Source organism: Rhizobium sp. 01N48 (assembly GCF_056399145.1).
Map to the genome: position 1 here is coordinate 266,147 of NZ_JBFTQT010000001.1, position 25,908 is coordinate 292,054.

25 protein-coding genes are annotated in these 25,908 nt (G+C 62.7%); 8 read left to right on the forward strand and 17 right to left on the reverse strand.

What is annotated here, in order from left to right; translation table 11 throughout:
• Positions 1 to 63 precede the first annotated feature (63 nt).
• Complete coding sequence (locus AC1DOG_RS01325) at positions 64 to 324, reverse strand: hypothetical protein (protein ID WP_026282812.1); 261 nt, start codon at positions 322 to 324, stop codon at positions 64 to 66.
• A 386-nt stretch (positions 325 to 710) separates the two neighbouring features.
• Here AC1DOG_RS01325 and AC1DOG_RS01330 point away from each other — a divergent pair, with 386 nt between their 5' ends.
• Entirely contained in the window at positions 711 to 1,199 is a 489-nt protein-coding gene (locus AC1DOG_RS01330; RefSeq protein ID WP_477926528.1) for a GAF domain-containing protein, read from the forward strand.
• A 73-nt stretch (positions 1,200 to 1,272) separates the two neighbouring features.
• On the opposite strand, the gene cydX is transcribed toward AC1DOG_RS01330, so the two are convergent.
• The 7 genes from cydX to hemN all read right to left on the reverse strand — a co-directional run bounded on the left by cydX (position 1,273) and on the right by hemN (position 9,661).
• The gene (cydX, locus tag AC1DOG_RS01335; RefSeq protein WP_018897469.1) at positions 1,273 to 1,383 is read right to left on the reverse strand and encodes a cytochrome bd-I oxidase subunit CydX; all 111 of its coding nucleotides are present in this window, start codon (positions 1,381 to 1,383) and stop codon (positions 1,273 to 1,275) included.
• Between the two features lie 12 nt (positions 1,384 to 1,395).
• On the reverse strand, positions 1,396 to 2,550 hold the full coding sequence (cydB, locus tag AC1DOG_RS01340; RefSeq protein WP_477926529.1) for a cytochrome d ubiquinol oxidase subunit II: 1,155 nt from the start codon (positions 2,548 to 2,550) through the stop codon (positions 1,396 to 1,398).
• A gap of 6 nt (positions 2,551 to 2,556) precedes the next feature.
• Positions 2,557 to 4,137, reverse strand: coding sequence for a cytochrome ubiquinol oxidase subunit I (locus AC1DOG_RS01345; protein ID WP_477926530.1), 1,581 nt, complete (start codon positions 4,135 to 4,137; stop codon positions 2,557 to 2,559).
• 74 nt (positions 4,138 to 4,211) lie between these two features.
• Positions 4,212 to 5,903 carry a thiol reductant ABC exporter subunit CydC gene (gene cydC / locus AC1DOG_RS01350; RefSeq protein WP_477926531.1) on the reverse strand — a complete coding sequence of 564 codons (1,692 nt, stop codon included), beginning with the start codon at positions 5,901 to 5,903 and terminating at the stop codon, positions 4,212 to 4,214.
• Positions 5,900 to 7,588, reverse strand: a complete 1,689-nt coding sequence (gene cydD, locus AC1DOG_RS01355) for a thiol reductant ABC exporter subunit CydD (protein ID WP_477926532.1) — start codon at positions 7,586 to 7,588, stop codon at positions 5,900 to 5,902. Before cydD ends, cydC begins: the two co-directional genes overlap by 4 nt.
• Before the next feature lie 4 nt (positions 7,589 to 7,592).
• The gene (locus AC1DOG_RS01360; RefSeq protein ID WP_047506429.1) at positions 7,593 to 8,171 is read right to left on the reverse strand and encodes a GbsR/MarR family transcriptional regulator; all 579 of its coding nucleotides are present in this window, start codon (positions 8,169 to 8,171) and stop codon (positions 7,593 to 7,595) included.
• 146 nt (positions 8,172 to 8,317) lie between these two features.
• Complete coding sequence (gene hemN / locus AC1DOG_RS01365; protein WP_477926533.1) at positions 8,318 to 9,661, reverse strand: oxygen-independent coproporphyrinogen III oxidase; 1,344 nt, start codon at positions 9,659 to 9,661, stop codon at positions 8,318 to 8,320.
• Positions 9,662 to 9,848: 187 nt separating this feature from the next.
• On the opposite strand from hemN, the gene AC1DOG_RS01370 reads away from it, so the two are divergent.
• The 3 genes from AC1DOG_RS01370 (at position 9,849) to AC1DOG_RS01380 (ending at position 12,371) form a co-directional block, all read left to right on the forward strand.
• Positions 9,849 to 10,496 carry a Crp/Fnr family transcriptional regulator gene (locus AC1DOG_RS01370; protein WP_477926534.1) on the forward strand — a complete coding sequence of 216 codons (648 nt, stop codon included), beginning with the start codon at positions 9,849 to 9,851 and terminating at the stop codon, positions 10,494 to 10,496.
• A gap of 93 nt (positions 10,497 to 10,589) precedes the next feature.
• Positions 10,590 to 11,753, forward strand: coding sequence for an aminotransferase (locus AC1DOG_RS01375; protein ID WP_477926535.1), 1,164 nt, complete (start codon positions 10,590 to 10,592; stop codon positions 11,751 to 11,753).
• A 279-nt stretch (positions 11,754 to 12,032) separates the two neighbouring features.
• Positions 12,033 to 12,371 carry a hypothetical protein gene (locus AC1DOG_RS01380; protein ID WP_477926536.1) on the forward strand — a complete coding sequence of 113 codons (339 nt, stop codon included), beginning with the start codon at positions 12,033 to 12,035 and terminating at the stop codon, positions 12,369 to 12,371.
• A gap of 14 nt (positions 12,372 to 12,385) precedes the next feature.
• Here the strand turns inward: AC1DOG_RS01380 and AC1DOG_RS01385 are convergent, their stop codons facing one another.
• Complete coding sequence (locus AC1DOG_RS01385) at positions 12,386 to 14,107, reverse strand: sensor domain-containing diguanylate cyclase (RefSeq protein WP_477926537.1); 1,722 nt, start codon at positions 14,105 to 14,107, stop codon at positions 12,386 to 12,388.
• A 218-nt stretch (positions 14,108 to 14,325) separates the two neighbouring features.
• Between AC1DOG_RS01385 and AC1DOG_RS01390 the strand changes: the two genes are divergently transcribed.
• Complete coding sequence (locus tag AC1DOG_RS01390) at positions 14,326 to 15,234, forward strand: DUF1003 domain-containing protein (RefSeq protein ID WP_112944355.1); 909 nt, start codon at positions 14,326 to 14,328, stop codon at positions 15,232 to 15,234.
• A gap of 141 nt (positions 15,235 to 15,375) precedes the next feature.
• Positions 15,376 to 15,636, forward strand: a complete 261-nt coding sequence (locus tag AC1DOG_RS01395; RefSeq protein ID WP_112982045.1) for a hypothetical protein — start codon at positions 15,376 to 15,378, stop codon at positions 15,634 to 15,636.
• An 88-nt stretch (positions 15,637 to 15,724) separates the two neighbouring features.
• Here the strand turns inward: AC1DOG_RS01395 and AC1DOG_RS01400 are convergent, their stop codons facing one another.
• The 7 genes from AC1DOG_RS01400 to AC1DOG_RS01430 all read right to left on the reverse strand — a co-directional run bounded on the left by AC1DOG_RS01400 (position 15,725) and on the right by AC1DOG_RS01430 (position 23,403).
• A complete protein-coding gene (locus tag AC1DOG_RS01400) occupies positions 15,725 to 16,534 on the reverse strand; it encodes a class I SAM-dependent methyltransferase (protein WP_477926538.1) in 810 nt (269 codons plus the stop codon).
• Between the two features lie 683 nt (positions 16,535 to 17,217).
• Positions 17,218 to 18,324 carry a Gfo/Idh/MocA family protein gene (locus AC1DOG_RS01405; protein WP_477926539.1) on the reverse strand — a complete coding sequence of 369 codons (1,107 nt, stop codon included), beginning with the start codon at positions 18,322 to 18,324 and terminating at the stop codon, positions 17,218 to 17,220.
• An 11-nt stretch (positions 18,325 to 18,335) separates the two neighbouring features.
• On the reverse strand, positions 18,336 to 19,121 hold the full coding sequence (locus tag AC1DOG_RS01410; protein WP_112822199.1) for a ThuA domain-containing protein: 786 nt from the start codon (positions 19,119 to 19,121) through the stop codon (positions 18,336 to 18,338).
• A gap of 74 nt (positions 19,122 to 19,195) precedes the next feature.
• A complete protein-coding gene (locus AC1DOG_RS01415) occupies positions 19,196 to 20,224 on the reverse strand; it encodes an ABC transporter ATP-binding protein (RefSeq protein ID WP_289726851.1) in 1,029 nt (342 codons plus the stop codon).
• A gap of 12 nt (positions 20,225 to 20,236) precedes the next feature.
• The gene (locus AC1DOG_RS01420) at positions 20,237 to 21,067 is read right to left on the reverse strand and encodes a carbohydrate ABC transporter permease (RefSeq protein ID WP_477926540.1); all 831 of its coding nucleotides are present in this window, start codon (positions 21,065 to 21,067) and stop codon (positions 20,237 to 20,239) included.
• Positions 21,067 to 22,053, reverse strand: a complete 987-nt coding sequence (locus tag AC1DOG_RS01425; RefSeq protein WP_477926541.1) for a carbohydrate ABC transporter permease — start codon at positions 22,051 to 22,053, stop codon at positions 21,067 to 21,069. The genes AC1DOG_RS01420 and AC1DOG_RS01425 overlap by 1 nt, the downstream gene beginning before the upstream one ends.
• A gap of 84 nt (positions 22,054 to 22,137) precedes the next feature.
• Entirely contained in the window at positions 22,138 to 23,403 is a 1,266-nt protein-coding gene (locus AC1DOG_RS01430) for an ABC transporter substrate-binding protein (RefSeq protein WP_111562262.1), read from the reverse strand.
• A gap of 317 nt (positions 23,404 to 23,720) precedes the next feature.
• Here AC1DOG_RS01430 and AC1DOG_RS01435 point away from each other — a divergent pair, with 317 nt between their 5' ends.
• Positions 23,721 to 24,737 carry a substrate-binding domain-containing protein gene (locus AC1DOG_RS01435; protein WP_018897489.1) on the forward strand — a complete coding sequence of 339 codons (1,017 nt, stop codon included), beginning with the start codon at positions 23,721 to 23,723 and terminating at the stop codon, positions 24,735 to 24,737.
• A gap of 359 nt (positions 24,738 to 25,096) precedes the next feature.
• The gene (locus tag AC1DOG_RS01440) at positions 25,097 to 25,462 is read left to right on the forward strand and encodes a hypothetical protein (RefSeq protein ID WP_209234922.1); all 366 of its coding nucleotides are present in this window, start codon (positions 25,097 to 25,099) and stop codon (positions 25,460 to 25,462) included.
• Here AC1DOG_RS01440 and AC1DOG_RS01445 read toward each other — a convergent pair.
• Positions 25,459 to 25,848 (reverse strand): DUF779 domain-containing protein, encoded by a 390-nt coding sequence (locus AC1DOG_RS01445; protein ID WP_477926542.1) that lies wholly within the window; start codon positions 25,846 to 25,848, stop codon positions 25,459 to 25,461. The genes AC1DOG_RS01440 and AC1DOG_RS01445 overlap by 4 nt on opposite strands.
• Positions 25,849 to 25,908: the final 60 nt, after the last annotated feature.

A 25,908-nucleotide genomic window follows, 5' to 3' on the forward strand; every position in this document is an offset into this window, starting at 1 on the left:
GCCGTGCCACGCTGCGTGTTGCGTGGCGGCGATCCGCCACCACGTATTGTTGGCCTAAGGTGATCAGTTGGTGCCGCGTCTGAGCGCCGGCCCGTAGTCGCGGTAGATGCTGAGGCAATCGGTGTAGCTCAGCGATTCGTTGGCGCCGTAGATCACATGCGCGCTCGATGCATTGGTCGACGCTTCCTCCGATACGAAGAGGATGGCCTCGCCCAGCGACTTGCCCGTGATCGGCGCATCGGTACCATCGTCGAGCGTTATTCCCTTTATGACTGCGGCAATCTCGCGGTGGCTGAAAACTGCCTGTCTGTCTTCCGGTGTCATTGCCTTTACCTCGAACTGAAACTGAAAATGGATGGTTCTATCGTTGCCGGCCAAAAACTGCGCCGACGGTCGCGCGATGCCATCGCCTTTCGGGTTCGATGGCAGGCAGACGTGCGAGAGCACGGCCTTTTCGCGTCTGCATTCGTCGACCTGATGACGCCGGCGGCCGCCAGCGTCAGATATCCGATCGACATATTATGGACATATGGCCCGATCGCCGCCGGACAAGATCGCTTCCTTCAATCCGCTGTGAATTTAAAAGGAGCCGCCGTGAATTCGCTCATTGATTGCGGGCGAAGGCTGCACGGCTGCGAATTGGCAAGTGACGGGCGGATCGCTATATCAGGGCCCGACAAGTGCCATGCACTGCTGAAAGGTGAACCGACATGTTTCAAACGGCGAAGATCGATCAGGCCGACAAGAAGGAATTCTATCGCGAACTCGCGCAGCAGCTGACCGGGCTGCTGCATGGCGAGCGCGATGTGATCGCCAACGCGGCCAATACCTCGGCGCTGATGTTCGAGATGATGCCGGAGCTTAACTGGGCGGGTTTCTATTTCCTGAAGTCGAAGGACGAGCTGGTGCTCGGGCCGTTCCAGGGGCGCACCGCCTGCGTGCGGATCGCCGTCGGGCGCGGGGTCTGCGGGACGGCGGTCGAAAAGGGCCAGTCGATCCTGGTTGAGGACGTGCACGCCTTTCCCGGCCATATCGCCTGCGACGCGGCCTCGCGCTCGGAGCTTGTCGTGCCGCTCAGCCACAATGGCGAGATCCTCGGCGTCATCGATCTCGACAGCCCTGTCACGTCACGCTTCGATGCGGACGATCAGGCCGGGATCGAGGCGTTGGCCGAGATTTTCGTTTCGGCCAGTTACTGACGTCGATTCCATTCAGTGAACGAGAAGAGGCTGCGCCCGGACAGAGCGCAGCCTCTTTTGTTTATCCTGTCACTCAGGACTTCTTCTTCTTGGCTTCATCGTCGATCAGTTCGTACCACATGGCGTTGAGGACGGCGAAGGCGGCCGCGAGCGGCAGGCCAAGGATCCATGCGAAATACCACATCCTATTTCTCCTTCAGTATGCGTGACCGCTTTTGTCGGTGATCTGCTTCTCGTCGACCTTGCCCCAGAGCACTTTGTAGACCCAGGCCGTGTAGGCGAGGATGATCGGCAGGAAGATCGAGGTGACGACGAGCATGATGAACAACGTCAGATGGCTCGACGATGCATCCCAGACCGTCAGGCTCGACTTCGGATCGAGCGAGGAGGGCAGGATGAAGGGAAACATCGAGACGCCGACGGTCGAGATGATGCCGAAGATCGACAGCTTGCTGAAGAGCAGCGTGCCGATCTCCAGCCTAGCGCGGATGGCGATCAGGGTGGCGACGGCACCGGCGAAGCCGGCTACCGGGGCGATCATCATCCAGGGATAGGTACCGTAATTGGCGAGCCATGAGCCCTCATGGGCCGCCGTCTTCAGAAGCGGGTTCGAGGGGCCGTCGGTGACGATGGCGCTCGAGATCGTGTAGCCGTTGACGCCAAGCGCCAGGAAGACGCCGCCGAGCGCGAAGAGCACGATGACGAGGATGGCTGCGATGCTGCCATAGCCACGCGCGCGCTCCGCCACGGGACCGCTCGATTTCAGCACCAGCCACGACGCGCCGTGCATGCTGAGCATCGCGACGGAGAGCAGACCACAGAGCAGGGCATAGGGGTTGAGCAGGGCGATGAACGAACCTTCATAGAAGATGCGCATGTCGGCCGGATCGAAGCGGAATGGTACGCCCTGCAGCACGTTGCCGACGGCGACGCCGAAGATCAGCGACGGAACGAAGCCGCCGATGAAGAGCGCGAGATCCCAATTGCCGCGCCAGCGGGCGCTCTCGCGCTTCGAGCGGTACTTGAAGGCGACCGGCCGCAGGATGAGCGCCAGCAGGATGGCGAACATCGCCAGATAGAAGCCGGAGAAGGATACCGCATAGAGCGGCGGCCAGGCGGCGAAGACGGCGCCGCCGCCGAGGATCAGCCAGACCTGGTTTCCTTCCCAGACCGGGCCGATCGTGTTGATCGCGACGCGGCGCTCCGTATCCGTCCTGGCGACGAAGGGGAGCAGCATGCCGACGCCGAGATCGAAGCCATCGGTGACGGCGAAGCCGATGAGGAGGACGCCGAGAAGCAGCCACCAAATGAGGCGCAGGGTTTCATAGTCTATGAGTTCGTGCAGGATCATGATCGATCACTCCGCGGCAGGAACGAGGGTTTCGGAAATCAGTTCGGCTTCCGGCTCGTTGTCCGGTTCCGGGCCTTTCTTGATGGCCTTCACCATCAGCGTCATCTCGATGATGATGAGCACCGTGTAGAGCGCCGCGAAGCCGACGATCGTCAGAAGCACGGTGCTGGCGCCGAGACTGGAGACGGCGGCGGCTGTCGGCAGCACGCCTTCGATGATCCAGGGCTGGCGTCCGACCTCGGCAACCACCCAGCCGAACTCGATGGCGATGAAGGGCAGTGGGATCGCCAGGACGGCGACGCGCAGCAGCCAGGGATGGGCGTCGAGACGGCGGCGGGCCGAGAGCCAGAAGAAGGTCGCCGTCAACAGGATGAAGAACACGCCGAGCCCGACCATGATGCGGAACGACCAGAATAGGGTCGGTACATGCGGGATGGTGTCGCGGGCGGCCTGGTCGATCTGCTGATCGGTGGCGGTGCGGGGATCATCGACATAGCGCTTCAGGAGAAGAGCATAGCCGAGCTGGTGGCCGAGATCCTCGAAGGCGCTCTTGGTTTCCGCCGTGATCTTTTCGGGCGAGCCGGCGGCGCGGATCTGCATCAGCGCGTCATAGGCCTTGATGCCTTCGCGGATGCGGGTCTTTGCGTGTTCCTCGAGCTCGTTGATCCCGGGGATGACGGTATCCAGCGAGCGGGTGCCGATCAGGCCCATGACCCAGGGGATATGGACGGCGAAGTGGGTTTCGCGCGCCTGTTGATCAGGGAAGCCGATGGCGGTGAAGGGGGCCGGTGCCGGCTCCGTTTCCCACATGGCTTCGATGGCGGCGAGCTTCATCTTCTGGTTTTCGGTTGCGAGATAGCCGCTTTCGTCACCGAGCACTACGACCGAAAGCGCGGAAGCCAGGCCGAAGGAGGCGGCGACCGTCATCGAGCGCTTGGCGATCTCGATATGCCGGCCCTTGAGTAGATACCAGGCCGAGACGCCAAGCACGAAGATGGAGGCACAGACGTAGCCGGCCGATACCGTGTGGACGAACTTCGCCTGGGCGACCGGATTGAAGACGACGTCGAAGAAGCTGGTCACTTCCATGCGCATGGTCTGCGGGTTGAGCGCCGATCCCACAGGGTTCTGCATCCAGCCGTTGGCGACGAGGATCCAGAGCGCGGAGAAATTCGAGCCGAGTGCCACGCACCATGTCGCCACGAGGTGACCGACCTTGGAGAGCTTGTCCCAGCCGAAGAAGAACAGGCCGACAAAGGTGGCCTCTAGGAAGAAAGCCATCAGCCCTTCGATCGCCAGGGGCGCGCCAAAAATGTCGCCGACGTAGTAGCTGTAGTAGCTCCAGTTCATGCCGAACTGGAATTCCATGACGATGCCGGTGGCGACGCCGATGGCGAAGTTGATGCCGAAGAGCACGCCCCAGAACTTCGTCATCTGCCGCCAGATCTGGCGACCGGTCATGACGTAGACGGTCTCCATGATGGCGAGCAGCACGGCGAGGCCGAGTGTCAGCGGTACGAACAGGAAGTGATAGAGCGCTGTCAGCGCGAATTGAAAACGCGATAAGTCGACAATGTCCAGTTCCATAGTCTTTCTCCCACGCCCCATGGGGGTACGAAGATTTTCCGCCGGGCCGGATTGCCTGGCGGTCATGCACGCGCTCAGTCCGGTCTTAGCCGATTCAGAGCTTCTTCGAACGCCGTCTCTCCGCGGCGCGAAATGCTGGTAATGCGGCCGCCATCGAGCGTGGCGATCACATCAGCGATCTCCGCCTCGCGGCGGATATGGGTGGCGATAACGAGCGAGCGTCCGTTCGCCCTCTCGGACAGGCGGGCCATGACATCGAGCGCGGTAGCGCGGTCGAGGCCTTCCGTCGGCTCGTCGAGCAGCCAGAGCGGCGTGTCGCGCAGGAAGAGGCGGGCGAGCGCCAGGCGGCGCGACTGGCCGCCCGAGAGACCCATGCCGCCTTCGCCGAGACGGGTGTCGAGGCCTTCGGGCAGGGCGGCGATATCCGTGAGCAGGCCGGCGGCGGTGAGTGCTGCCTTGAGATCGCTTGCCGTTGCATCAGGACAGGCCAGACGCAGATTGCCTGCGACCGTGTCCTGGAAGAGCTCGGTGCGCTGGGTCAGAAGGGTTGCCGTGTCGTTGGCGACCGTGCCTTCGAGCGGTTCGATCTCGCCGGCGAGCAGGGCCAGCAGTGTCGACTTGCCAGCACCGCTGGCGCCGATGAGCGCAAGCTTTTCGCCCGGTTTCAGTGTGAGATTGATATCTGCCAGAACTGAAATTGCGGCTGCATCGTAAGCGGCGCTGACACCGGTGAGTTGAAGCGCCAGCCCTGCGGCGGGGGCCGGGTGCTGGCGTGCGGATGCCTCGTTGGCCAGGCGAGGGCCGATGCGCTTTGCCGCCAGCAGCGTACGTCCGAGTTCCATCGCGCCGCGACGCAGCGCGCCAAAGGGTTCGACGGCGGCGAAGGCGATCAGGATGCCGAGGGCGGCAACCGGCGCGGTGATGGTGTCGGCGCCGGCGAGGGCTGCGACGGCCAGCAGCGCACCGCTGAGAAGGAGCGTCGAGGCGATGCCGAAGGCGAAGGTCACGGCGCTCTCGATGCGGTTCAGCCTGTCGTCGGCGCATACCGAATAGCGGTCGGCGGCGGCTATGGCTGCCGTCTGCGCCTCGATCCGGCCGGCCATCAGTAGGTCCGACTGGCCGGCGACGAGGTCGATGGTACGGGCCCGCATCGCCTCGATGCCATAGGCGCGGCGCCGGGCATGGGCGGCGGCGAGGCGGCCGGCGCAAAAGGGGATGCCGAGGCCGGCGACGATGAGGAGCAGTGCCGCTGCTAGGCCCAACAGGGGATGCATCAGGCCGAGCGCGATGCCTGTGGCGATGGCGGCAAGGATCGCGACGCCTGCGGGCACCAGCACGCGGAGATAGAGAGAATCGAGCGCATCGATGTCGCCGGTCAGGCGAAACAGCAGGCGGGCCGGTCGTCTTGCGAGATCACGGGCAGCGCCGGCCTGCGCCCAGCCGCGAAACAGGCGTTCGCGGAGCGCGGCGAGCACGGCGAGCGTTGCGTCATGTGTCGTCAGCCGCTCGCCATAGCGCGAGGCGGTGCGGCTGATCGCCAGCAGGCGGATGCCTGCCGAAGGCGCGAAGACATCGAAGGTGATGGCGGTTGCCGCCGAGGCGCCGGCGATCGCCGTTGCCGTGATGAACCAGCCGGAGAGGCCGAGCAGCGCGATGCCGGCACCAGCAGTCGCGGCCGACATGACGGCGCCCAGCAGCAGGCCGCGTTTCCTCTCCCTGGCGAAGAGCTTGAGGATAGGCTTCAGATCGGTCAGCGACGGGCTCATTCGGCGGCCTCCCGTGCGGGTTCCGGATCGAGATGGATCGTCCTGCCCATGCGGGCGGCGAGGCGGGGGTCATGGGTGGCGACGAGCAGGGTCTTGCCCTTGGCCAGCGCAAGCAGGCTCTCGGTGATGTCGTCGGCCGTTGCGCTGTCGAGGTGGGCGGTCGGTTCGTCGGCGAGGACGATCAGCGTCTCGGGGGCCACAGCGGCGCGGGCGATGGCAAGCCGCAGCGCCTCGCCACCCGACAGGCCGGCTCCGCCGTCGCCGAGCGGACGTTTGCGGTAGGCGCTTGCGAGCCTTCCGAGTTGGGCGGCGTCGAGTGCGGCGGCTGCCTGTTGCGCGGAGACTTGCGGGCGGCCGAGCGTGACGTTGCGGGTGATGCTGCCGGCGAAGATATGCGGCTTCTGGCCGATCCAGGCGATGTGCGTCCGCGACGATTGACCGGCCGGTTGCCCGCCGATCACGACGCGGCCGCTTTCACAGGGCGCAAGGCCGGCGGCGAGCGCCAGCAAGGTCGACTTGCCCGAGCCGCTTGGACCCAGCAGTGCGACATGTTCGCCGGCGCGGATATGGAGATCGAAGCGCTCGATGGCTGATGTATCGCTGCCGGGATAGCGGAAGGCGACGGCGTCGAAGCGGATGTCGGCGGCCAGGGGGCCTCGAGCGGCTTCTCCCTGTGGTAGCAGCATGCCGTCTTCGCTGAGCGCATCGAGGGCTTTCATCGCCGCTTCGCCCGAGGCGCGGTCGTGCCAGACGGCCGAGAGTTCGCGCAGCGGCTCGAAAAAGGCGGGTGCGAGCAGCAGCACGAAGAGGCCCGATGTGAGGTCGAGGCCATTTGTCCCGGCGCCGAAGCGGATCTCGCCGAGCAGCGAGAAGCCGACATAGACGGCGACCATGGCGACGCCGAGCGCAGCGAAGAGTTCGARAACCGCCGACGAGAGGAAGGCGATGCGCAGTACGGCCATGGTGCGGGTCTTCAGGTCCTCGGCATCGGCGCGAAGGCGCGTTGCCGTGGCATCGACGGCATCAAGCGCGCGGATGGTGGCAAGGCCGCGCAGGCGATCGAGCAGGAAGCCGTTGAGGCCGCCGGTCGCTGCCAGCTGTTTTTCGCTGGCGGCCTGCGCGCGCCAGCCGATCAGCGCCATGAAGACTGGGATGAGGGGCATGGCGAAGAGCAACACGAGAGCGGCGATCCAGGAGATCGGGAAGACGCAGGCGAGGATGACCAGAGGCACGGCGCTGGCCTTGAAGCGGGCCGGCTGGAAGCGTGCGAGATAGGGGACGATGAGTTCGGCCTGTTCGCCGACGATGCTGGCGGCCTCTCCCGAGGTGTGGCGGGTGCTGTCGACCGGCGACCGGCGCGCAAGGGCCTCGACGGTGCGGGCGCGCCGCAGGGTGAGTTCGGCGCGGGCGGCGCGAAAGGCGAGGCGGCCTCCTGCCGCTTCGAGACAGCTTTTTAAGACGCCGAGCAAGGCGATGACGATCGCCGGCCAGATGACGGCCTCGACCCCGCCGCCATTGGCGATGCGGCCGACCTCGACGGATAGCAGGCCGGCCTGCGGGATCCAGAGGAGGGCGGCGAGTGTCTGGACCAGTGCCGCGTTGCGCAGGCCAGACGGCTGGCGGGCGCGCTTGCGCCGTCCGTCGCGGGCCTTATCTTGCTTGGCATCGAGAAAGGCACTGGTCATGGCGCTAACTCTTGTTCGCAGGATTGGGACGGCGGCCACGGCCGAGCGAGATGACCCGGTCCTTGGCCTCGAGCAGCTTCGTCACTTTCGCGCCTAGCGAGAGTAGCGTTGCAAGCCTTTCTGTTTCAAGTTGTTTCACATCGTCATACCAATGTGTCAGCTGTTCAATCAGCGCATGCATTTCGCTCATGCGTTCCTGGGCATGGCGCTCGGCCTCGCTCGCCGGCCGCTGCATGAGGATTTCGCGCAGCACGGAGAGCGTCGGATCGACCTCGCGCTTCTTGCGCTCTTCTGCCAGCGTGCGCAGGATCAGCCAGACATCGTCGGGCGTGGTGAAGAAGTCGCGGCGGTCGTCCGGCCGGTGCCTAAGCAGCACGAGGTTCCAGGTCTGCAGCTCGCGCAGGCTCATCGAGACGTTGGAGCGCGAGATGCCGAGCGCGTCGGCGATCTCCTCGGCGCAGAGCGGCTGCGGGGAGACGTAGAGCAGCGCGTAGATCTGGCTCACCGTCCGGTTGATGCCCCAGCGCGAGCCCATCTCACCGAAGTGCAGGACGAAGGATTGGACGAGCGGCGCAAGGTTCATGGTCAGGTTTCCGTTATGACTGTGATTTCAGAAATTTCTGAAATCACAGCGCGCAGTGCGTGGCTGACAATCGGCAAGCCGGGGCTGCTGTGATTGGCGCGGGACTTGACGATAGTCAGCTTTTCGCCCGGGTTTATTGATTCAGATCAAATGGCGGAGGAATGTTTGGCCTTGCCCTGCGCGAGGTAGCGATCGAACTTGGCGGCAATGGTGCGCACGAAGGGGCGGCCTTCGTCCGTGATTGCGAACCGGTCGCCATCGAAAGAGACGAAGCCATCCTCGTTGAAGCTCGCATGCAGGGCGTCGTCGCAGGCGTCGTCGGCGGCCTTGCCGAAGCGGGCGCGCAACTCGGTGACCGAGAAGGCGTACTGGCACATCAGCTCCTCGATCGCCTGCGCGCTGGCGCGGTCGGCATCCGAGAGCGCGAAACCCCGGGCCACGGGAAGGCGGCCTTCCGAGATCGCGCGGCAATATTGTCCCGTCGCGACGATGGCCTGGACATAGCCCTCAGGCAGCTTGCCGATCGAGGAGGCGCCGAGGCCGATCAGCGTATCGGCGCCGTCGGTCGTGTAGCCCTGGAAGTTGCGCCTCAGTGCGCCGTCGCGCAGCTGGCGGGCCATGCTGTCATCGGGCTTCGCGAAGTGGTCGATGCCGACGGCATCATATCCGGCGCCAAGTATGGCGCTAGCGCCGGCTGCGGCCATTGCGAAACGGTCTGCGGGGCCGGCAAGGGTTGCGGTATCGATCACCGACTGGTGCTTCTTGACCCAAGGGACGTGGGCATAGCCGAACATGGCGATGCGATCCGGCTGCATCGACAGCGACAGGTCGATCGTGCGCAGCAACATGTCGCGATCCTGATGCGGCAGGCCGTAGACGATGTCGAGATTGATCGAACCGATGCCGAGTTCGCGCAAGGTCTTCACGACCATGGCCGTCTGCTCGAAGCTCTGCGGTCGGTTGATCGCGGTCTGGACGATCGGCTCGAAATCCTGCACGCCGACGCTTGCCCGCGTCATGCCGAAATCGCGCCACGCCCTCAGCTTCTCGGCATCGACATGAGTCGGGTCGATTTCGACGCTGATCTCGCAATCGGGACCAATGTCGAAGTTTTCATCAAGTGTTACGCGCAGACGGCGGAGGTCGTCGGGGCTGACGATCGTCGGCGAACCGCCGCCGAAATGGGTGGCTGCGACCTTTCGTCGTAGCGGGAGATATTTTGCAACGAGCGCGATCTCGCTATTCAAGGCTTCCAGGTAGGTCGCGATGGGGTCGTAGCGGCGCACCTGCTTGGTATGGCAACCGCAGTAGAAACAGAGCCGGTCGCAGAACGGAATATGCACGTAAAGCGATAGTGCGCCTTGTGAATTTGCTTCGAGCCACTGCCGGTAATCCGCCTCGCCGACGCCCTCGTGGAAGTGCGGCGCGGTCGGATAACTGGTGTAGCGGGGTACGGGGGCAGAGTAGCGGGCGATGAGATCGGCGTTCATGAGCGTGTCCTTTCGAGGACGGAAATAATGGGGGTTTTCGATGAATGCCTTGATCTCGATCAAGAAAACGCTGTTCTCCGACGACAGCCTTGGCTATGCTTCCGGCGGAGCTGGTTGTATGCGAAAAGATATACATAATTCTAATATTCCAATACGTTGCGTAAGCTGCGAGGTCCGCCACAAGGGTATGTGCGGCGCGCTGACGGGCGACGAACTTATGTCTCTGTCCGCTCATACGCGGCTGGTGACGCATCACGCCGGTGACGAGCTGGCCGGTGAAAAGATGCCCGTCGAATCCTACGCCACCGTCATCAGCGGTGTGGTGAAATTGACGAAGACTCTTGAGGACGGACGCCAGCAGATCGTCGGCCTGCAGTTCGCCCCCGACTTCCTCGGCAGGTTGCATGCCAACGAAAATGGTGTCTCGGCCGAGGCCGCGTCCGATGTGCATCTTTGCCGTGTTCCGAAGGCCGCCATGGAGCGCCTGGTGAAGAGCACGCCGGCTGTTGCCGAGAGGTTGATGGAGCAGACGATGCGCGAGCTCGACGAGGCGCGCGACTGGATGGTGACGCTGGGGCGCAAGACGGCGGCGGAGAAGGTGGCGAGCTTCCTGTTTCTGATCGCGACGCATCTGGATCCCGAGGCGACCGGCGAGAACCGCCGTTTCGACCTGCCGCTGTCGCGCGCCGACATCGCCGATTTTCTTGGGCTGACGATCGAGACGGTGTCGCGGCAAATGTCGAAGCTGAAGAGCGAAGGCGTCATTTCCATCGTCGCCAACCGGCATATCGAGGTGGCCAAGCTCTCTAAGCTGAAGGCCTGCTGCGGCTCCTGATGGCGCGCTTCGGCGCGCCCTGTGAATGCGTGTTGCCGAGGCGGGGTGTTCTGTGCAGGAGTGATGGTTTCCATCATCGATTTGAGAGCCTCCATGCCCGCCGCTGAAGCCAATCGCCTCGTTTCCCGTCTGTCTCCGCCACCCATCCCCTCGGTGCTCGCATGGGCACGCGAATATAATGGAGCCAAGGGGCCGCTGGTCGATCTCTCGCAGGCGGTGCCGGGCTATCCGGCGCATCCCGAGATGCTGCGGCTGCTGGGTGAGGCTGCATCATCGCCCGCCACGACAGGCTACGGGCCGATCGAGGGTGAGGGCGTGTTGCGCGAGGCCTATGCCCGGCAGATGTCCGACGTCTACCGTGCGCCGGTCGCTGCCCGTAACGTCCAGATCACCGCCGGCTGCAACCAGGCTTTCATGGCGGCGGCCATCGCGCTCGCGGGTGCCGGAGACAGCGTGGCGCTGACCAATCCCTTCTATTTCAACCAGGAAACCACGCTGTCGATGCTTGGCATCAACAGGGTGCTGGTCGAATGCGATGCCGATAACGGCTTCCTGCCCGATATCGCTTCGGCCGAGAAGGCGCTCGCCTCGGGCGCCAAGGCGCTGGCGATCGTGACGCCAAACAATCCGACGGGCGCGATCTATCCGCCGGAGCTCTTGCGCGCGCTGTTCGACCTCTGCCGCACCCATGGGGCGTGGCTGATCGTCGACGAGACCTACCGCGACTTCCTGCCGGAGGGGTATGGCGCGCCGCATCCGCTGCTTGCTATCCCCGGCTGGGAGGAGACGCTGATCCTACTCTACAGCTTCTCCAAATCCTTCTGCATTCCCGGTCACCGGCTGGGCGCGATCACGGCCGGTGAGGGTGTCATCTCCGAGATCGTCAAGGTGATGGACAATATGCAGATCTGCGCGCCGCGCGCCGCGCAGGTGGCGGTTGCCGAGGCTATGCCCGTTCTGGCTGACTGGCGGGCTGCGAACCGGCTGGAGATTGCCCGGCGGGCGGATGCGCTGCGAGAGGTGATGGCTGAGCTGCCAGGCTGGGAGATCGGTGCGCTTGGCGCGTATTTCGCGTTTATCCGGCATCCGTTTGCGGATGTGAGTTCGTCTGCGGTTGCCGAGCGGCTGGCCAAGGAGGCTGGCGTGGTTTGTCTGCCGGGGAGCTATTTCGGGGTGGGGCAGGAGCGGTATCTGCGGTTGGCGTTTGCCAATGCGGATGCGATGTCGATCGGGCGGTTGGTGGAGCGGTTGCGCTAGGTTGCTTTGGGTGGGGCGCAGGAGATTGGACGCTGTGCCGTGTGGCGCCCCCCTCTGTCCTGCCGGACATCTCCCCCACAAGGGGGGAGATCGACTCGTAGCCTGCTCTCAGCCAAACAATGAGAGTGGAGCGAGCGGGTGCTCCCAGCCAATCTCCCCACTTGTGGGGGAGATGCCCGGCAGGGCAGAGGGGGGTATCCCACGGCAAAACCTCTCTTTAGGCACCTCACAGCCGTGTGCTATGTTTCAGCACACGACGCGTCATCACAGAGGTGCCCCATGCCCCGATTTCTTGCCGTCTACACCATGAAACACGAGGACTTCGACGCTTTCCGGCGTCTTCCGAAAGCCGAGCAAGACGCCATCGATGCCGAAGGTGTGCCGCAGTGGATGGCCTGGGAGGAGCGGAATGCTGCTGCTATCGTCGATCGCGGAGGCATGGTGGGGAAGACGACGCGGGTCAATAAGGATGGTATCGCCGAGGCTTCCAATGCGCTCTGCGGCTATCTTGTCGTCGAGGCGGAGAATGCCGAGGCCGCGGCACGGCTTTTCCTCGATCATCCCCACATTACCGTCTTTCCCGGAGACGGCGTCGACATCATGCCGTTTGTGACCTGATATTTTGGTCCGCCTTAGGCGATCTTCGCCCGGTCATCGGGACAGGATATCAGCGCCGGCATCTTGTTGATCACGCCCCGGGTTCGATTGCGGCCGGCGCTCTTGGCTTCGTAGAGCAGCTTGTCGGCCCGTTCGTAGAGGGTGGCGAAATCCTCATCGCCAACGATGCCAGTCACGCCCATGCTTGCCGTTACCGGCCGTTTGAGGCCGGGCACCGTGCGGGCGACGATGGCGGGAATGGCCTGGCGGCGGAGCTCGGCCTGGGTGTCGGCGTCGTCGCCGCGCAGGAGAAGCACGAATTCCTCGCCGCCGAGGCGATAGGCGCGGACGCTCGTGCCGGACTGGAGCGCATTGGCCACCGCCTTCAACACCTCGTCACCAACGCTGTGGCCGCTGACATCGTTGATCGCCTTGAAATGATCGATGTCGATAACGGCAAGGGCCAGGAATCCTTCTGTTCGAAGCTGCTCGAATTGCAGCTCGATTGCCCGGCGGTTCAGCAATCCCGTCAGCGGGTCCGTTTCGGACAGACGTTCGAGCAGTTCGGCTTCGTTGCGGGCGCCGTCGCGCTCGCGTTTCATGGTGACGAAGCGTTCGGCCACGCCGAGTGTCGTGAACACGACCTCGCACATGCAGCCGATATAGAAGAGCAGCGTGGCGTCGGTGCTGTGCAGCCATGGCACGATACCGGTCACCAGGCGGGTGAGGCCGACAACGACCATCGGCGCGTAACCGAACGCCTGAAACCGCGCGGCGCGGCTTCCGCGTCTCAGCGCATCGATCATCGACAGGATGAAGACGGCAAGGATCGGCGCGAAGGCGGCCGTGTAAGCGCTCGACTGGATGGGGCGGGCGACGAAGGGGAAGGCGGCGTGAAGGATGCTCAGCGCTATCGCCCATGCCGCGCAACAGGGGAGTACGCGGCGCAGCAGCGGATGCATCAGGCCGGGCTCGACGAAGCTATAGGTGAACATCGCTCCCGACGCGATGGTCATGCCGAAGATCACCGTCGTCATCCAGCTCAGGGTCATGGCCGGCGGATCGAAGAGCATGACTGCCAAGCCTGACGTTACCAGAATGGTCATCAGCAGCGAGAATGTCAGCGCCGAGTGCCAGAGGACGAAGGGTTCGCGCAGCGCCCGGTAGAAGGCTGCATTGAAGATCAGGGGCATGACGAGCATGCCGGCAAGGCCTGCCAGCACAAGCATCAATCGCATGTCGCCGATGCCGCCGGCGGCGTCCGTTGGCGCCAGATAGGCGCGCTCCAGCGTCATCCGATGGCTTGGGAGGTCGATCGCGGCGATCACCTGCCGCGTTTCGCTGGTCACCTCGGGCAGGGGCGCCTTGAAGTAACCGCCGGCCATCGAGCTTTGGAGGGCTGCGGCGGGAATGGTGTTCTGGCGGATCGCGCCATCGCGATCGATGGCAAGCAGATGGATCGCCTGAAGTGCCGCGCGCCTGGAGAGCAGATAGTGGGGAAGAGGTTCACCGGCTTTGATATCGAAGCGAAGCAGCACGCGTTCGGCATCGATGGAGCGGGTTTGATCGCCACAGGACCATCGATCCTCGCTCTTGGCGATCGCGATGACGTCTTCCGACAAGCTGGCCGAGGCCCAACACGAGCTGCGTATCTCGAAAGAATCCGCCGGCGCAGCCGGTGCGGCGCTGAATTGCAGCAGCATCACCAGGAACAGAAGGGCCGCCGGAAGGCTATTTCGAAATCCACTCGAAGTCATGGCTCTAGGCTAGGGCGGAAAGCTTTTGATGCCGTTAATCGGCACGGGCGAAAGTAAGCCATGGAGTTGGTTTAGCAGGCGCTTGCGTTGTCGCGACGTGAGTGCCGCCGGTCTTTCGCATCATGCCCACAAATCGCCTCGCCCGGATCGCCAAGCAATGTCACAATCCTGTTCGATTTGATGTTTAGAGCGCAGGAATCGGCACAGAGGATCGTCGGATGGCAGAAGAAAAGTCGCTTGAGTTCGCGGGCGGGATCGTGGATTTCGATGCCGGGCACGGCGAGGCCGCCACCGTCGAGATGAAGGACTATAGCGATAGTCTGGAGCGGGCCAAGGCGAAGTCCGTGCGTCTTGTCGATGCGATCACCGGCGCTGCGCTCAAGAAGAAAGACGCCATCCACTTCGACGATCTGCGCCCGGCGCTGGCCGAGTTCATGCGGCAGAAGCATCCGGGGCTGCACTCGGACGACTATATCAATCGCAAGGTCGTCGACGATTATCGCGGCCAGTACATCGCCGAATTGTTGCGCGACGAACGCGGCGAGCTTTCCAACCTCGAGGACGAGGTCGTTGAGAGCCTTCGCAGCCACGATACGTTGGCTGAAAACATCGAAGAGGACTACGAGGAGCACCGCTCGATCGGCGACCGCGTGGCCGATGTCGTCGCTACCTTCGGCGGCAGCTGGACGTTCATCATCTCCTTCTGCCTTTTCCTGGCCGTCTGGATGGGCATCAATCTCTTGATGGGCGAGCGGCAGGCCTTCGACGCCTATCCCTTCATCCTGCTCAACCTCATCCTCTCGACTATCGCCGCCTTGCAGGCGCCGATCATCATGATGAGCCAGCGACGCCAGGAATCGAAGGATCGCCTGCGTGCGCTCAACGACTACAAGGTCAACCTCAAGGCCGAACTGGAAATCCGCCACCTGCACGAAAAGGTGGATCATCTTCTGAACCGGCAGTGGGAGCGGCTCACCGAAATCCAGCAGATTCAGATCGAGATGATGCTGGAGCAAGCCAAGGCCGCCAACCGCGCGCTGAAGCTCAGCAAGGCGCAGAAGACCAAGACCAGTGCCTTGAAAAACCTCTTCAGCGCCGCGCCGAAGACGGATGAAACGGACGGCTAAATCGCGGTGCTGCCGGCGTGATCCTCATTGTACAAGTGCCCCAAAATAGCCTATAAGATTCCGCTAGATAGCTGCTCATGATGTTCAACATCAGGTAGCGTTTTCGATGCTGATAACGGCAAATTGTGGGAGGAATAGACGATGAAAACGGTTCTCATTGCAGCAGCCTTGATCCTGTCGGCCGCAACGGCGCATGCCGCCGATACATGCGCTTCCAAGGCTATCGACAAGAACGGCAAGCCACTGGCAGGTGCTGCGCTGACGTCGTCGATGAATAAGTGCCAGAAGGATGCAGCCGCCGCTTGCGACATGTCCGCCAAGGACAAGAACGGCAAGGCGCTGGCCGGTGCCGCGAAGACCGCCTACACCAAGAAATGCGTGAGCGATGCCGTCGGCGGCTGACGCTGTCTGATACAAGCACGACCACTATCGGCCGATAGCCTTTCTGCCGCCAACCGCTCCGCCATATCAGGCTATTGGGCGACGCTTTCTACCGTCGCTCCGACCGCTGAAAGATGTGGGCCGCGGATATGCGGGTTGTCCGGATCGTCGGGCCGACCAAGGCGCTGAGGTTTTCGATCAGCGCTTTGGCTACGTCTGTCTGCTTTTCCGGCGGCAAAGCCAGGAAAGGCGAAAGGCTGCGATGAAGGGCGACGAAACGCTCGATGCTGTAGTCGTCAGCGACCTCGACATGGCAGAAGAGCCTCTCGGTAAAGGCTGCCGTCTGTAGCGACTTGGAAAGTCCCCAAAACACCTGGGCGATCTCGTCTCGGGACTGCCTCTCGATCGGTTGCGGATAGCCGGAGCGCTGGAATGCCTCCTCAACCGCCTCGGCCCGCTGCGCGGTGGGCTGGGGTTCCTTGTTCCACAGCAGCACGACAAATCCATTCGGCGCGAGCAATTCCTCGATACGCTGGACACCGCGTTTCTGATCGATCCAGTGAAACGAGGATGCCGCGAGAATGATATCGAAAGGGGCGGAGAGATCGGCCTGTTCCAGCGTGCTGGTCTGGAAGGTGATGTCCGGGAAAGGGGCAAGAACGTCACGGGCAATAGTGACGAAGTCGGCGTTCGGCTCGACACAGGTAAATCTGCCGCCCAAGGCGGCAAAGTCCTGCGTCGCCGTGCCGGGGCCGCTGCCGATTTCGAGGACACGGCTGTCTTGTCGCCATTCCGCGACGGCTGCCGCCGCTGCTATCAGGACGCCGGGATAGTGCGGGCGGCCTTCGACATAAAAGCTTGCGCCGTTGGAATACCAGCGGGCCTTTTCGTCGTCGGTCTTTTCATCGTAGATCGCCACGTTTGATCCTCCGCGTTGGGATGCGGAGAAAGTAGTTCAGGACTTGGTCTTGGCTATGGTTGGCGACTATGTATCCCTTCATTATGGTCAAGTGGACACCAAGAACGGAATTCGACTGGTATGACTGGACGCTGCGGACTGTGTGACCGAATTCTCGATGTTAAGGGAGACCCGCTTTCCGGCGATTGCGGAGGTGACTGCTGGGGATGTGTCGGGGAGATTGAGGCTGATGTTCGTGGAGATCCGACGCAGAATATCTCGATAGGATTCGTGGCAAAGGAAATCGAGTGGGGTTGGAGAGATCGCGACGGAAACGCGAAACCGCAATCCTTCTTCCAACAGTATCCAGAATACTGGCCAATCGAGTAACAGCGTCGGGCTGAATTGATATCCTAACCAGGGGATGCAGCAATGTCATTGTGTCGCAGAAAAGTGGCCAACACCAGCTCCAGCGCCCCCCTCATCCGACCCTTCGGGCCACCTTCTCCCCGCGGGGGAGAAGGGAAGGCGGCACCCTCCGTGGTCTCTTCCCCTCTCCCCTAGGGGAGAGGGTAGGGTGAGGGGCCCGCACGGCAAGACCGAATTTTCGGATGCGAATTTGCTCGCCAACTACGAAACATTCCGTAGCCGGCCACCCAGGCAGCAAGGCCCGCTTTCGCGGGCCCTGCATTCTCCATCACCCCTTACACCACCACCGTCAGCGGCGGGATGCGCTTGTCGGGGGCGCTGTCCTGTTCCTGGGCGGCCAGGAGGTTGAGCTCTCGGCGTTCGCGTTCGGAGACGATGGCGAGGTCGATGACCTTCTGCAGGTTGGCGGCGTGGCGGAAGGTGGGGTCGTCCTGCTTGCCGGTGCGCACGGCTTCGGCGAAGCGCTGATAGTTGGTCAAGACCGGCGGCACCTCGATGTCGCGCCAGGTGGCGCTTTCGATGTCGTCGCCGAAGCAGCCGCGCAGGTCGGAGCCATCAGGGCGATGGGTGACCTCAAGACTGCCCTTTTCGCCGTAGATGCGCAGCTTCAGCTCGTTGAGGTGGCCGGTGGCCCAGCGCGTGGCGTGGATGACGCCGAGCGCGCCGTTGGTGAAGTCGACAGACATGGTGAAGCTGTCGTTGGCATCCAGCAGATATTCGCCGATCTGGCCGCCCGGCGCCTTGTTGAAGGTTTTCAGGCGGGCGAAGACGTGATCGATATCGGTCGCCGCGCCATAGGCCGCGAAGTCGAGGATGTGGATGCCGACGTCGCCGAGCACGCCATTGGAGCCGTGGCCGGTCGAAAGACGCCAAAGCCAGCGCGATTCCGTGCGCCAGTCGCCCCAGGCGCGGGAAACGAGCCAGCTCTGGAGATAGGACGCCTCGACGTGCCTGATGGTGCCGAGCTCGCCGGCCAGTACCATTTCGCGGGCGCGCTGCAGGGGCGCGACGTTGCGGTAGGTGAGGTTGACCATGTTGATGACGCCGGCGGCTTCGGCTGCTTCCGTCATCTCCAGAGCGTGGTCGTAATGCTCGGCTAGCGGCTTTTCGCAGAAGACGTGCTTGCCGGCGGCGATCAGCGCCAGGCTGGTCGCATAGTGGATGCGGTCAGGCGTGACGTTGGTGGCGCTGTCGAATTCGCCCCAATCGATCGCTTCTTCCAGCGTGCGGAAGCGCTTTTCGATGTGGAAGTGATCGGCGAATTCGGTCAGCCGTGCGAGATCCGTATCGACGGCGCCGACAACCTCGACGCCATCGATGGCGAGAAAGTTGGCGACCTGGTTTTTGGCCATGACGCCTGTGCCAAGAACGAGTAGACGCATTGCTGTTCTCCTCAGCGGTAACCGGCTTCGCCGGCCTGGTGCAGTCTTGGGCCGCGTTCGGTGATCGGCTCCAGCGCCTTCTCGACCGGGACATTCGGGGCATCGGTGATGCTCTTCAGGTCGCCCTCAGGATTATAGGCCCATTTGACGCCGTTGATCAGCACCTTCTGGACGTTGGCATCGTGGTAGGTCGGATAGGTCTCGTGGCCCGGGCGGAAATAGAAGATGTTGCCGGCACCGCGGCGCCAGGTGAGGCCGGAGCGGAAGACTTCGCCGCCCTGGAACCAGGAGATGAACACCGTTTCGAGCGGCTCCGGAACGGAGAACTGCTCGCCGTACATCTCTTCGTTCTCCAGCACGAAGTTCTCGCCGATGCCGGCCGCGATCGGGTGGCGCTGGTTGATGGTCCACAGACGCTCGCGCTCGCCGGCCTCGCGCCACTTCAGCGCGCAGGGCGTGCCCATCAGGCGCTTGAAGATCTTCGAGAAGTGGCCGGAATGCAGGACAAGCAGGCCCATGCCTTCCCAGACGCGCTTGGCGACGCGCTCGACGACGACATCGGAGACGGCGCCGTGGTCCTTGTGGCCCCACCAGGTCAAGACGTCAGTCTCGGCGAGGCGGGCTTCGGTGAGGCCGTGTTCCGGCTCCTGCAGCGTGGCGGTCGTGGCGCTGATTGCTGGATCGGTGTTCAGCGCGTTGGCGATCGTCGTGTGCATGCCATCTGGATAGATGCCGCGGACGATCTCGTTGGTGTTTTCATGGATGTTTTCACCCCATACGATGGTGCGAATAGCCAAAGTCATGCTCCTTCATGCGCGTGGTGGATCGAAACCGTTGGGAAGCGGCCGGGATCCGGTTGTTTGGGTTGGTTTCAGGCCGCGCCCTTCAAGGGAATCCTTTCGAGCGCGCGTCCGGATGGATCGAAACGGTGGATGGCACCGGCAACGGGCGAGACGCCGAGATTGTCGCCGGGCTGGTGGCGCGAAACGCCGGTTTCGCGAACGACCAGCGGTTCCGGCGTGCCGATGTCGAGATAGACGAAGCTGTCGGAACCGAGGATTTCGGAGTGGATCACCGTGCCCTTCCAGGCGGGTTCCCGGTTGGTGATCTCGATGTGTTCGGCGCGCACCCCGATGGTGTGGGCGTTGTAGGGGCTTGCGTGTTCGCCGGTGAGGAAGTTCATCTTCGGCGAGCCGATGAAGCCGGCGACGAAGATGGAATTCGGGGTCTCATACAGCTCCAGCGGCGTGCCGATCTGCTCGACGACACCATCGCGCAGCACGCAGATGCGGTCGGCGAGCGTCATCGCCTCGACCTGGTCGTGGGTGACGTAGATCATCGTCGTGTCGTGCATGCTGCGGTGAAGCTTGGCGATCTCCAGCCTTGTGGCGACGCGCAGTGCGGCGTCCAGGTTCGACAGCGGCTCATCGAAGAGGAAGACCTTGGGATCGCGGACGATGGCGCGGCCGATCGCGACGCGCTGGCGCTGGCCGCCGGAGAGCTGGCGGGGCAGGCGCTCCAGATAGGGCGAGAGCTGCAGCATGCCGGCGGCCTGTTCGACGCGGGCCTTGCATTCTTCCTTCGTGCGGCCCGACAGTTTCATGCCGAAGGCCATGTTGTCGAAGACGGTCATGTGCGGATAGAGCGCGTAGGACTGGAAGACCATGGCGATGCCGCGCTTGGAGGGCGAGAGCTGGTTCACTGCCTGCCCATCGAAGGAGAGCGTGCCCTCCGAGATGTCCTCCAGGCCGGAAATCAACCGCAGAAGCGTGGACTTGCCGCAGCCGGACGGGCCGACGAAGACCATGAATTCACCCTTGCGGATATCCATGGTGACGCCCTTGATGACTTCGAGAGCGCCGAAGCTCTTCCTGATATTGTCGAGTCTAATCTGTGCCATATCGTGCTTTCTTCAACCTTTGACGCCGCCGGCGGTGAGGCCGGAAATGATCCGGCGCTGGAATATGAGCACCAGGACAACGACAGGGACCGTGACGATGACGGATGCCGCCATGATGTTGCCCCACGGAATCTCGAACTGGCTCCCGCCCGACAGAAGGGCGATTGCGACCGGCACGGTTCGCTGCGCGTCCGAAGACGTAAAGGTTAGGGCGAAAAGGAATTCGTTCCAGGCCGTAATGAAGGCGAGCAGCCCGGTCGTGACCAAAGCCGGCCACATCAGCGGCATGAAAACCTGCGTGATGATGACCCAGGGAGAGGCGCCATCGACGATCGCCGCTTCCTCGATTTCGATGGGCAGATCGCGCATGAAGGTGGTCAGAACCCAGACCGTGAAGGGCAGGGTGAAGATCATGTAGGAGAAGATCAGCGCAAACGGCGTGTTGAAGATGCCGATCCAGCGGATCAGCTCGAACAGGCCGGCGAGAACGGCGATCTGCGGGAACATCGAGACCGACAGGATCGTCAGCATCAGAAGCGCGCGGCCGCGGAAATGCACGCGGGCGAGAGCATAGGATGCGGTAACGGCGAGCAGCAGCGAGGCGGCGACGACGCAGACGGCGACCAGCAGCGAATTGCCGAGGCTGTGGATGAAGCTGCCCGTCGTCAGCACGTTGGCGTAGTTCGCAAACGAGATCGAGGTCGGCCAGTATTCTATTGCGAACAGCGCCGTGCCCGATTTGAAGCTGGTCAGGATCGCATAGTAAAAGGGGAAGACCGCCATGATGACGATGACGCCGACGAGGAGATAGAAAAGGGTGTTCTTGGTGGCTGTGAGAAGCATCAGCGTTCACTCCCGCCGAGGTTGACGCGGCCGAGCCACATGTAGAGCACGGTGACGGTGGCGATGAGCAGGAAGAGGACCGTCGAGGCGGTTGCGCCATAGGCGAACTTGTCGAAGTCGAAGAGGTTTTCTCTCGCCATGACCGACATGGTCTTGGTCTGCGCGTTGTTCGGCGTCAGCACGTAGATCAGGTCGAAGATGCGCATTGCGTCGAGCATACGGAAGATGACAGCGACCATGATCGCGGGGCGGATCAGCGGCAGCGTCAGGCGCCAGAAGACCTTGACCGGATTGATCCCGTCGATCTTGGCGGCCTCGTAGATATCGCCGGGCACCATCTGCAGGCCGGCAAGGATGAGAAGCGCCATGAAGGGCGTGGTCTTCCAGACGTCGACGATCAGGACGGCGATCATCGCGGTTTCAGGATTGGCGGTCCAGGCGATCTTCTGGCTGATCAGGCCGAGCGCCATGAAGAGGTCGTTCAGGATGCCGAACTGGTCGTTGAGCATCCAGGCCCACATCTTGGCAGAGACGATGGTCGGGATCGCCCAAGGGATGAGGATTGCGGCGCGCACGATGCCGCGGCCGACGAACTGGGCGTTCAGCACAAGCGCGACGATAAGGCCGAGGGCTGTTTCGATCAGCACGGAAAGCACGGTGAATTTCATCGTGTTCCACACCGCGTTCCACCAGGCGGGATCGGCGAGCAGGCCCTTGTAGACCGTGCGGCCGCTCTTCAGCGTGATCCAGGAGAGATAATTGTCGAAGCCGACGAACTTGGCGTCGCCGAGACTGGTGAGCGAGGCGTTGGTGAAGCTGAAATAGATGGTGCGAAACAGCGGCCAGCCGGCGACGACGGCGAGGATGAACAGCGTCGGCGCCAGGAACATCCAGGCGGAACGGACGCGGTCGGCCTTCAGGTCCGACGAGGTGGCCCTGGCGCGCGTCTGCGCTTTCAGGCCTTCAGAAACTGCAACTTCACTCATGGGATACCCGCTTCCTGAGACGATTGACGGCGGCGTCCTTCGGAGCGCCGGCAGCGGATAGCCCGCCGCCGGCGCATCGATGGATTACCAGTTGTCGCCCTTGAGCGACGTCAGGTCGGCTTCGAGAAGCTCGAGGTTTTCAGCGGCCGTGCCATTGCCCGACAGCGTGTTGTGGACGGCGGTCCAGAACTTGGCGGAGACCTCGTTGTACTTGACCTTGGCCGAAGCCGAGGGGCGCGGCACGGCGTTTTCGAAGATCGGCTTCCAGTTCGGCATGAAGGGGGCTGCTGCTGCGATGTCCTTGTCGTCGTAGAGGGCAGACAGCGTCGGCAGGTTGGAGAGCTCGATGGCGCGCTGCTTCTGGCTTTCCTTGGACGTCAGGAACTTGACGAGCTCGATCGCGACCTCGGGGTTCTGCGAATACTTGGAGACGGCGAGGTTCCAGCCGCCGAGCGTCGAGGACGGCTTGTCGCCATCGGCAGCGGCCGGCAGCGTGGTGACGTCGAACTTGCCCTTCACGGCGCTGTCAGGGCCGTTGCCGAGTGCATAGGCGTAAGGCCAGTTGCGCATGAAGACGGCGTTGCCGGTCTGCCAGACACCGCGTGATTCTTCTTCCTGGTAGGCGAGCACGCCGCCCGGCGAGATCGTGCCGACCCAGCCCTTGGCGCGCTCGATGGCGGCAGCGGCCTTCTCGTTGTTGATCGAGATGGTGCCGTCGGTCTCGATGATCTGGCCGCCGCCGGAGGACTTGATCCATTCCAGAGCGTTGCAGGTCAGGCCTTCATAGGCGTTGCCCTGGAAGACGTAGCCCCAGAGGTCCTTCTGGCCGGCTTCGCGCTCCTTGTCCTGGATTTCCTTGGCGGTCGCCGCCATCTCGTCCCAGGTCTTCGGCGGCTGCTTGCCGTATTTGTCGAGCAAGTCCTTGCGGTAGAAGAGGGCGGGTGCGTCGGTGTAGAGCGGCATGGCGACGAGGCGGCCGTTAACGGTCTGCGACTGGATGATCGAGGGGAAGAAGTCACCCACGACGTCCTTGGCGGCATCCTTCAGATCGAGGAACTGGTCGGCCAGCTGCGGCGCCCAGATCACGTCGGTCTGGTAGACGTCGACGTCCTTGTTGCCGGCGGCAAGCCACAGGCGGTACTGCGAGAACTGCTCGGTGGACGAGGACGGCATGGTGACGATGCTGACCTTGTTGCCGGTCGCCTTCTCGAAGGCGTCGAGCTGCTTGCGGAACAGGTCGAGGTTTTTACCGGTGGAGCTTGCAGAGATGCTGATGTTGGCGGCGTAGGACGGCATGGCCACGCCGATGAGCGCGGCCGCGATGACGGCCGTCGTGAAACGAAACTTCATGATCTTCCTCCCAAAAAGAACCATTGCGCTCTCAAATTTGAAAACGATTTGGTTGGAAAAAATTGTCAGAAGCTCGATATCAAGTCAAGCGGGTAGTTTGGCGTTGGCTTGGACCGGCTGAAAATGGTGATTTTCTCTGTTAAAACAACGGATTGTAACGCCGCGCGGATGTGGAGAACATCGGGCGCGGCACGTCGATTGTGATTGAACATTGAAATCGGTTTGGCTGATCTGCGGTTTTTGTGCCAAATATCGACGGATTGGCTTATAGGGTGTGTGAGGGGTCTAATAGCGGGCGATGAAAGACGTGTCGGTGCATGAAGCTTAGAGAGTTCGCAAAACAGCTGGGATTGTCGCCGACGACGGTCAGCCGCGCGCTGAGCGGCTATCCCGAGGTGAGCGAAGTGACCCGCGCGCGCGTGGCGGAGGAGGCGGTTCGGCTCGGCTACCGGCCGAACGTCAATGCCGTCAGATTGAAGACCGGACGGGCAGGCGCGATCGGCGTGGTGATGGGGCGGGCGGGTGAGTTTCACTTCGCCGAGTTCATGGCGGGCATGGCCGAGAGGTTGTTGACCGAGGACACCGATATTCTCGTCATTCCGATGGCCGATCCCGATCATAACGACGAGATGCAGCTCTACCGGCGTCTGGTGGAAAGCCAGCGGGTCGATGCGATCATCGTGCATTCGCCGCGGCCGAACGACGAGCGTATCGCGCTGCTGCACAAGCTTGGCATGCCGTTTCTGGTTCACGGCCGATCGGATATCGACGTGCCGCACGCCTGGCTCGACATCGACAACGAAGGTGCTGTGCGCCGCGCGACCTCGCATCTCATCGATCTCGGCCATACCAGGATCGCGATGATTAATGGTCGTCCGGGCGCGACCTATGCGCTGCATCGCGACAAGGGCTACCGCGAGGCGCTGCAGAGCCGGGGTATCGAACTCGATCCCCAGTTGATCGCCAGCGGCAATTTCACCGACGAGCTCGGCTTTCGCTTCGCGCGCTCGCTGCTGGAACAGTCCAATCCGCCGACCGCGATCGTCGCCGGCTCGATGATGACGGCGCTTGGTGTCTATCGCGCGGTTCGCTCGCTCGGGTTGCAGGTCGGCCGCGAGGTTTCCGTCATCGCCCATGACGATGTGTTTCCCTATCTGACGGCCGACAACATGGCGCCCTCGCTGTCGGCGACGCGCTCGTCGATGCGCGCGGCGGGCACGCGATGCGCGGATCTGGTGCTGCAGCTGGTATCCGGGCGCTCGCCGCTCGACATCCACGAGCTGTGGCCGGTCGAGCTCATCCTGCGCGAATCGACGGCGCCGGTGCAGCGCTGATTTTCACGGGCGACGCAGGTACCGAGCGTTCGTTTCCTGGGTTGCAACCTGAGAGTGGTAAATTATCCTTCGTTTCCGGGCGGATCTGGAAATTTGATTTACGTCCCTCGATAAATTCAGCTGCCAATTGATTGAATTTTTACGATGGAGACCTAATATTACCTATAGTTGCTTATGCAGTCGGCCGGCCCGCTGGTCGATGACGCAACTGTTCCCCTCTGGAGGTTTTGAAGACCTTCATGACTACGGCCACCGTCACGAGCGGTGGCTTTTTTTTGGCCGCGCGTTGGCGCTGGCCGTTAGCGGAACTTTGTCCGATGGCCACCGTTGTCTCCTGAGATATGCAAAGGAGAACTTTCATGCAGGTCATCGGCACGCAGGTCATTCCGGAGCAGGGCGGGAAACGAGGATTTACGGTCGAGTTCGTCGGTAAGGGCGGCGAGGTCGTGTCCGTGCTGTTGCGCAAGGACATGGATCGGACACTGACGTCGAACAATGCGATCGATAGGGCCAAGGCGGTCATGGGCGAGTTGGCGTCTTTCGATGAGACCGCCGCGCTTTCGAGCGTGGAAACCGGCGCGGCGCAACCGAGCGCTCGGGCAGCGGGCGATGTGGACGAGATGGAAGATCAGCTGGCGCAGGGGCTGGAGGACAGCTTTCCGGCAAGCGATCCGGTTTCGGTCACCTCGTCCGCAATTCCGACTGGCAAGGTGCGCAAGCACTAGACCGCTCTCTCCACGCCCGGGATCGCGCAGGCCTCGCCACCGCCGAACATGCGCGAGCGGGTGAGGAAGCGCTTTTCCCGGCCGTTATCCAGCGAGAACATTCCGCCGCGACCGGCGACCACGTCGATGATCAGCTGCGTGTGCTTCCAGGCTTCGAACTGGCTGGCGCTGATGTAAACAGGCACGCCTGATATTTCGCCAAGCTTTACGTCATGGTCGCCGATAATGAAATCGTCGGCCGGATAGCACATGGGCGACGAGCCGTCGCAGCAGCCGCCGGACTGATGGAAGAGGATGTCTGGATAATCATGCCTGATCTCGTCGATCAGGGCGACGGCGGCGTCGGTTGCGAGAACGCGGGGTTCTCCGTTGACTGTGGTGTCCATTGTTTCCTCCCAAATGGTCCCGCTCCCAGATGATATCGTTCCCTCACACGAAAATCCCCT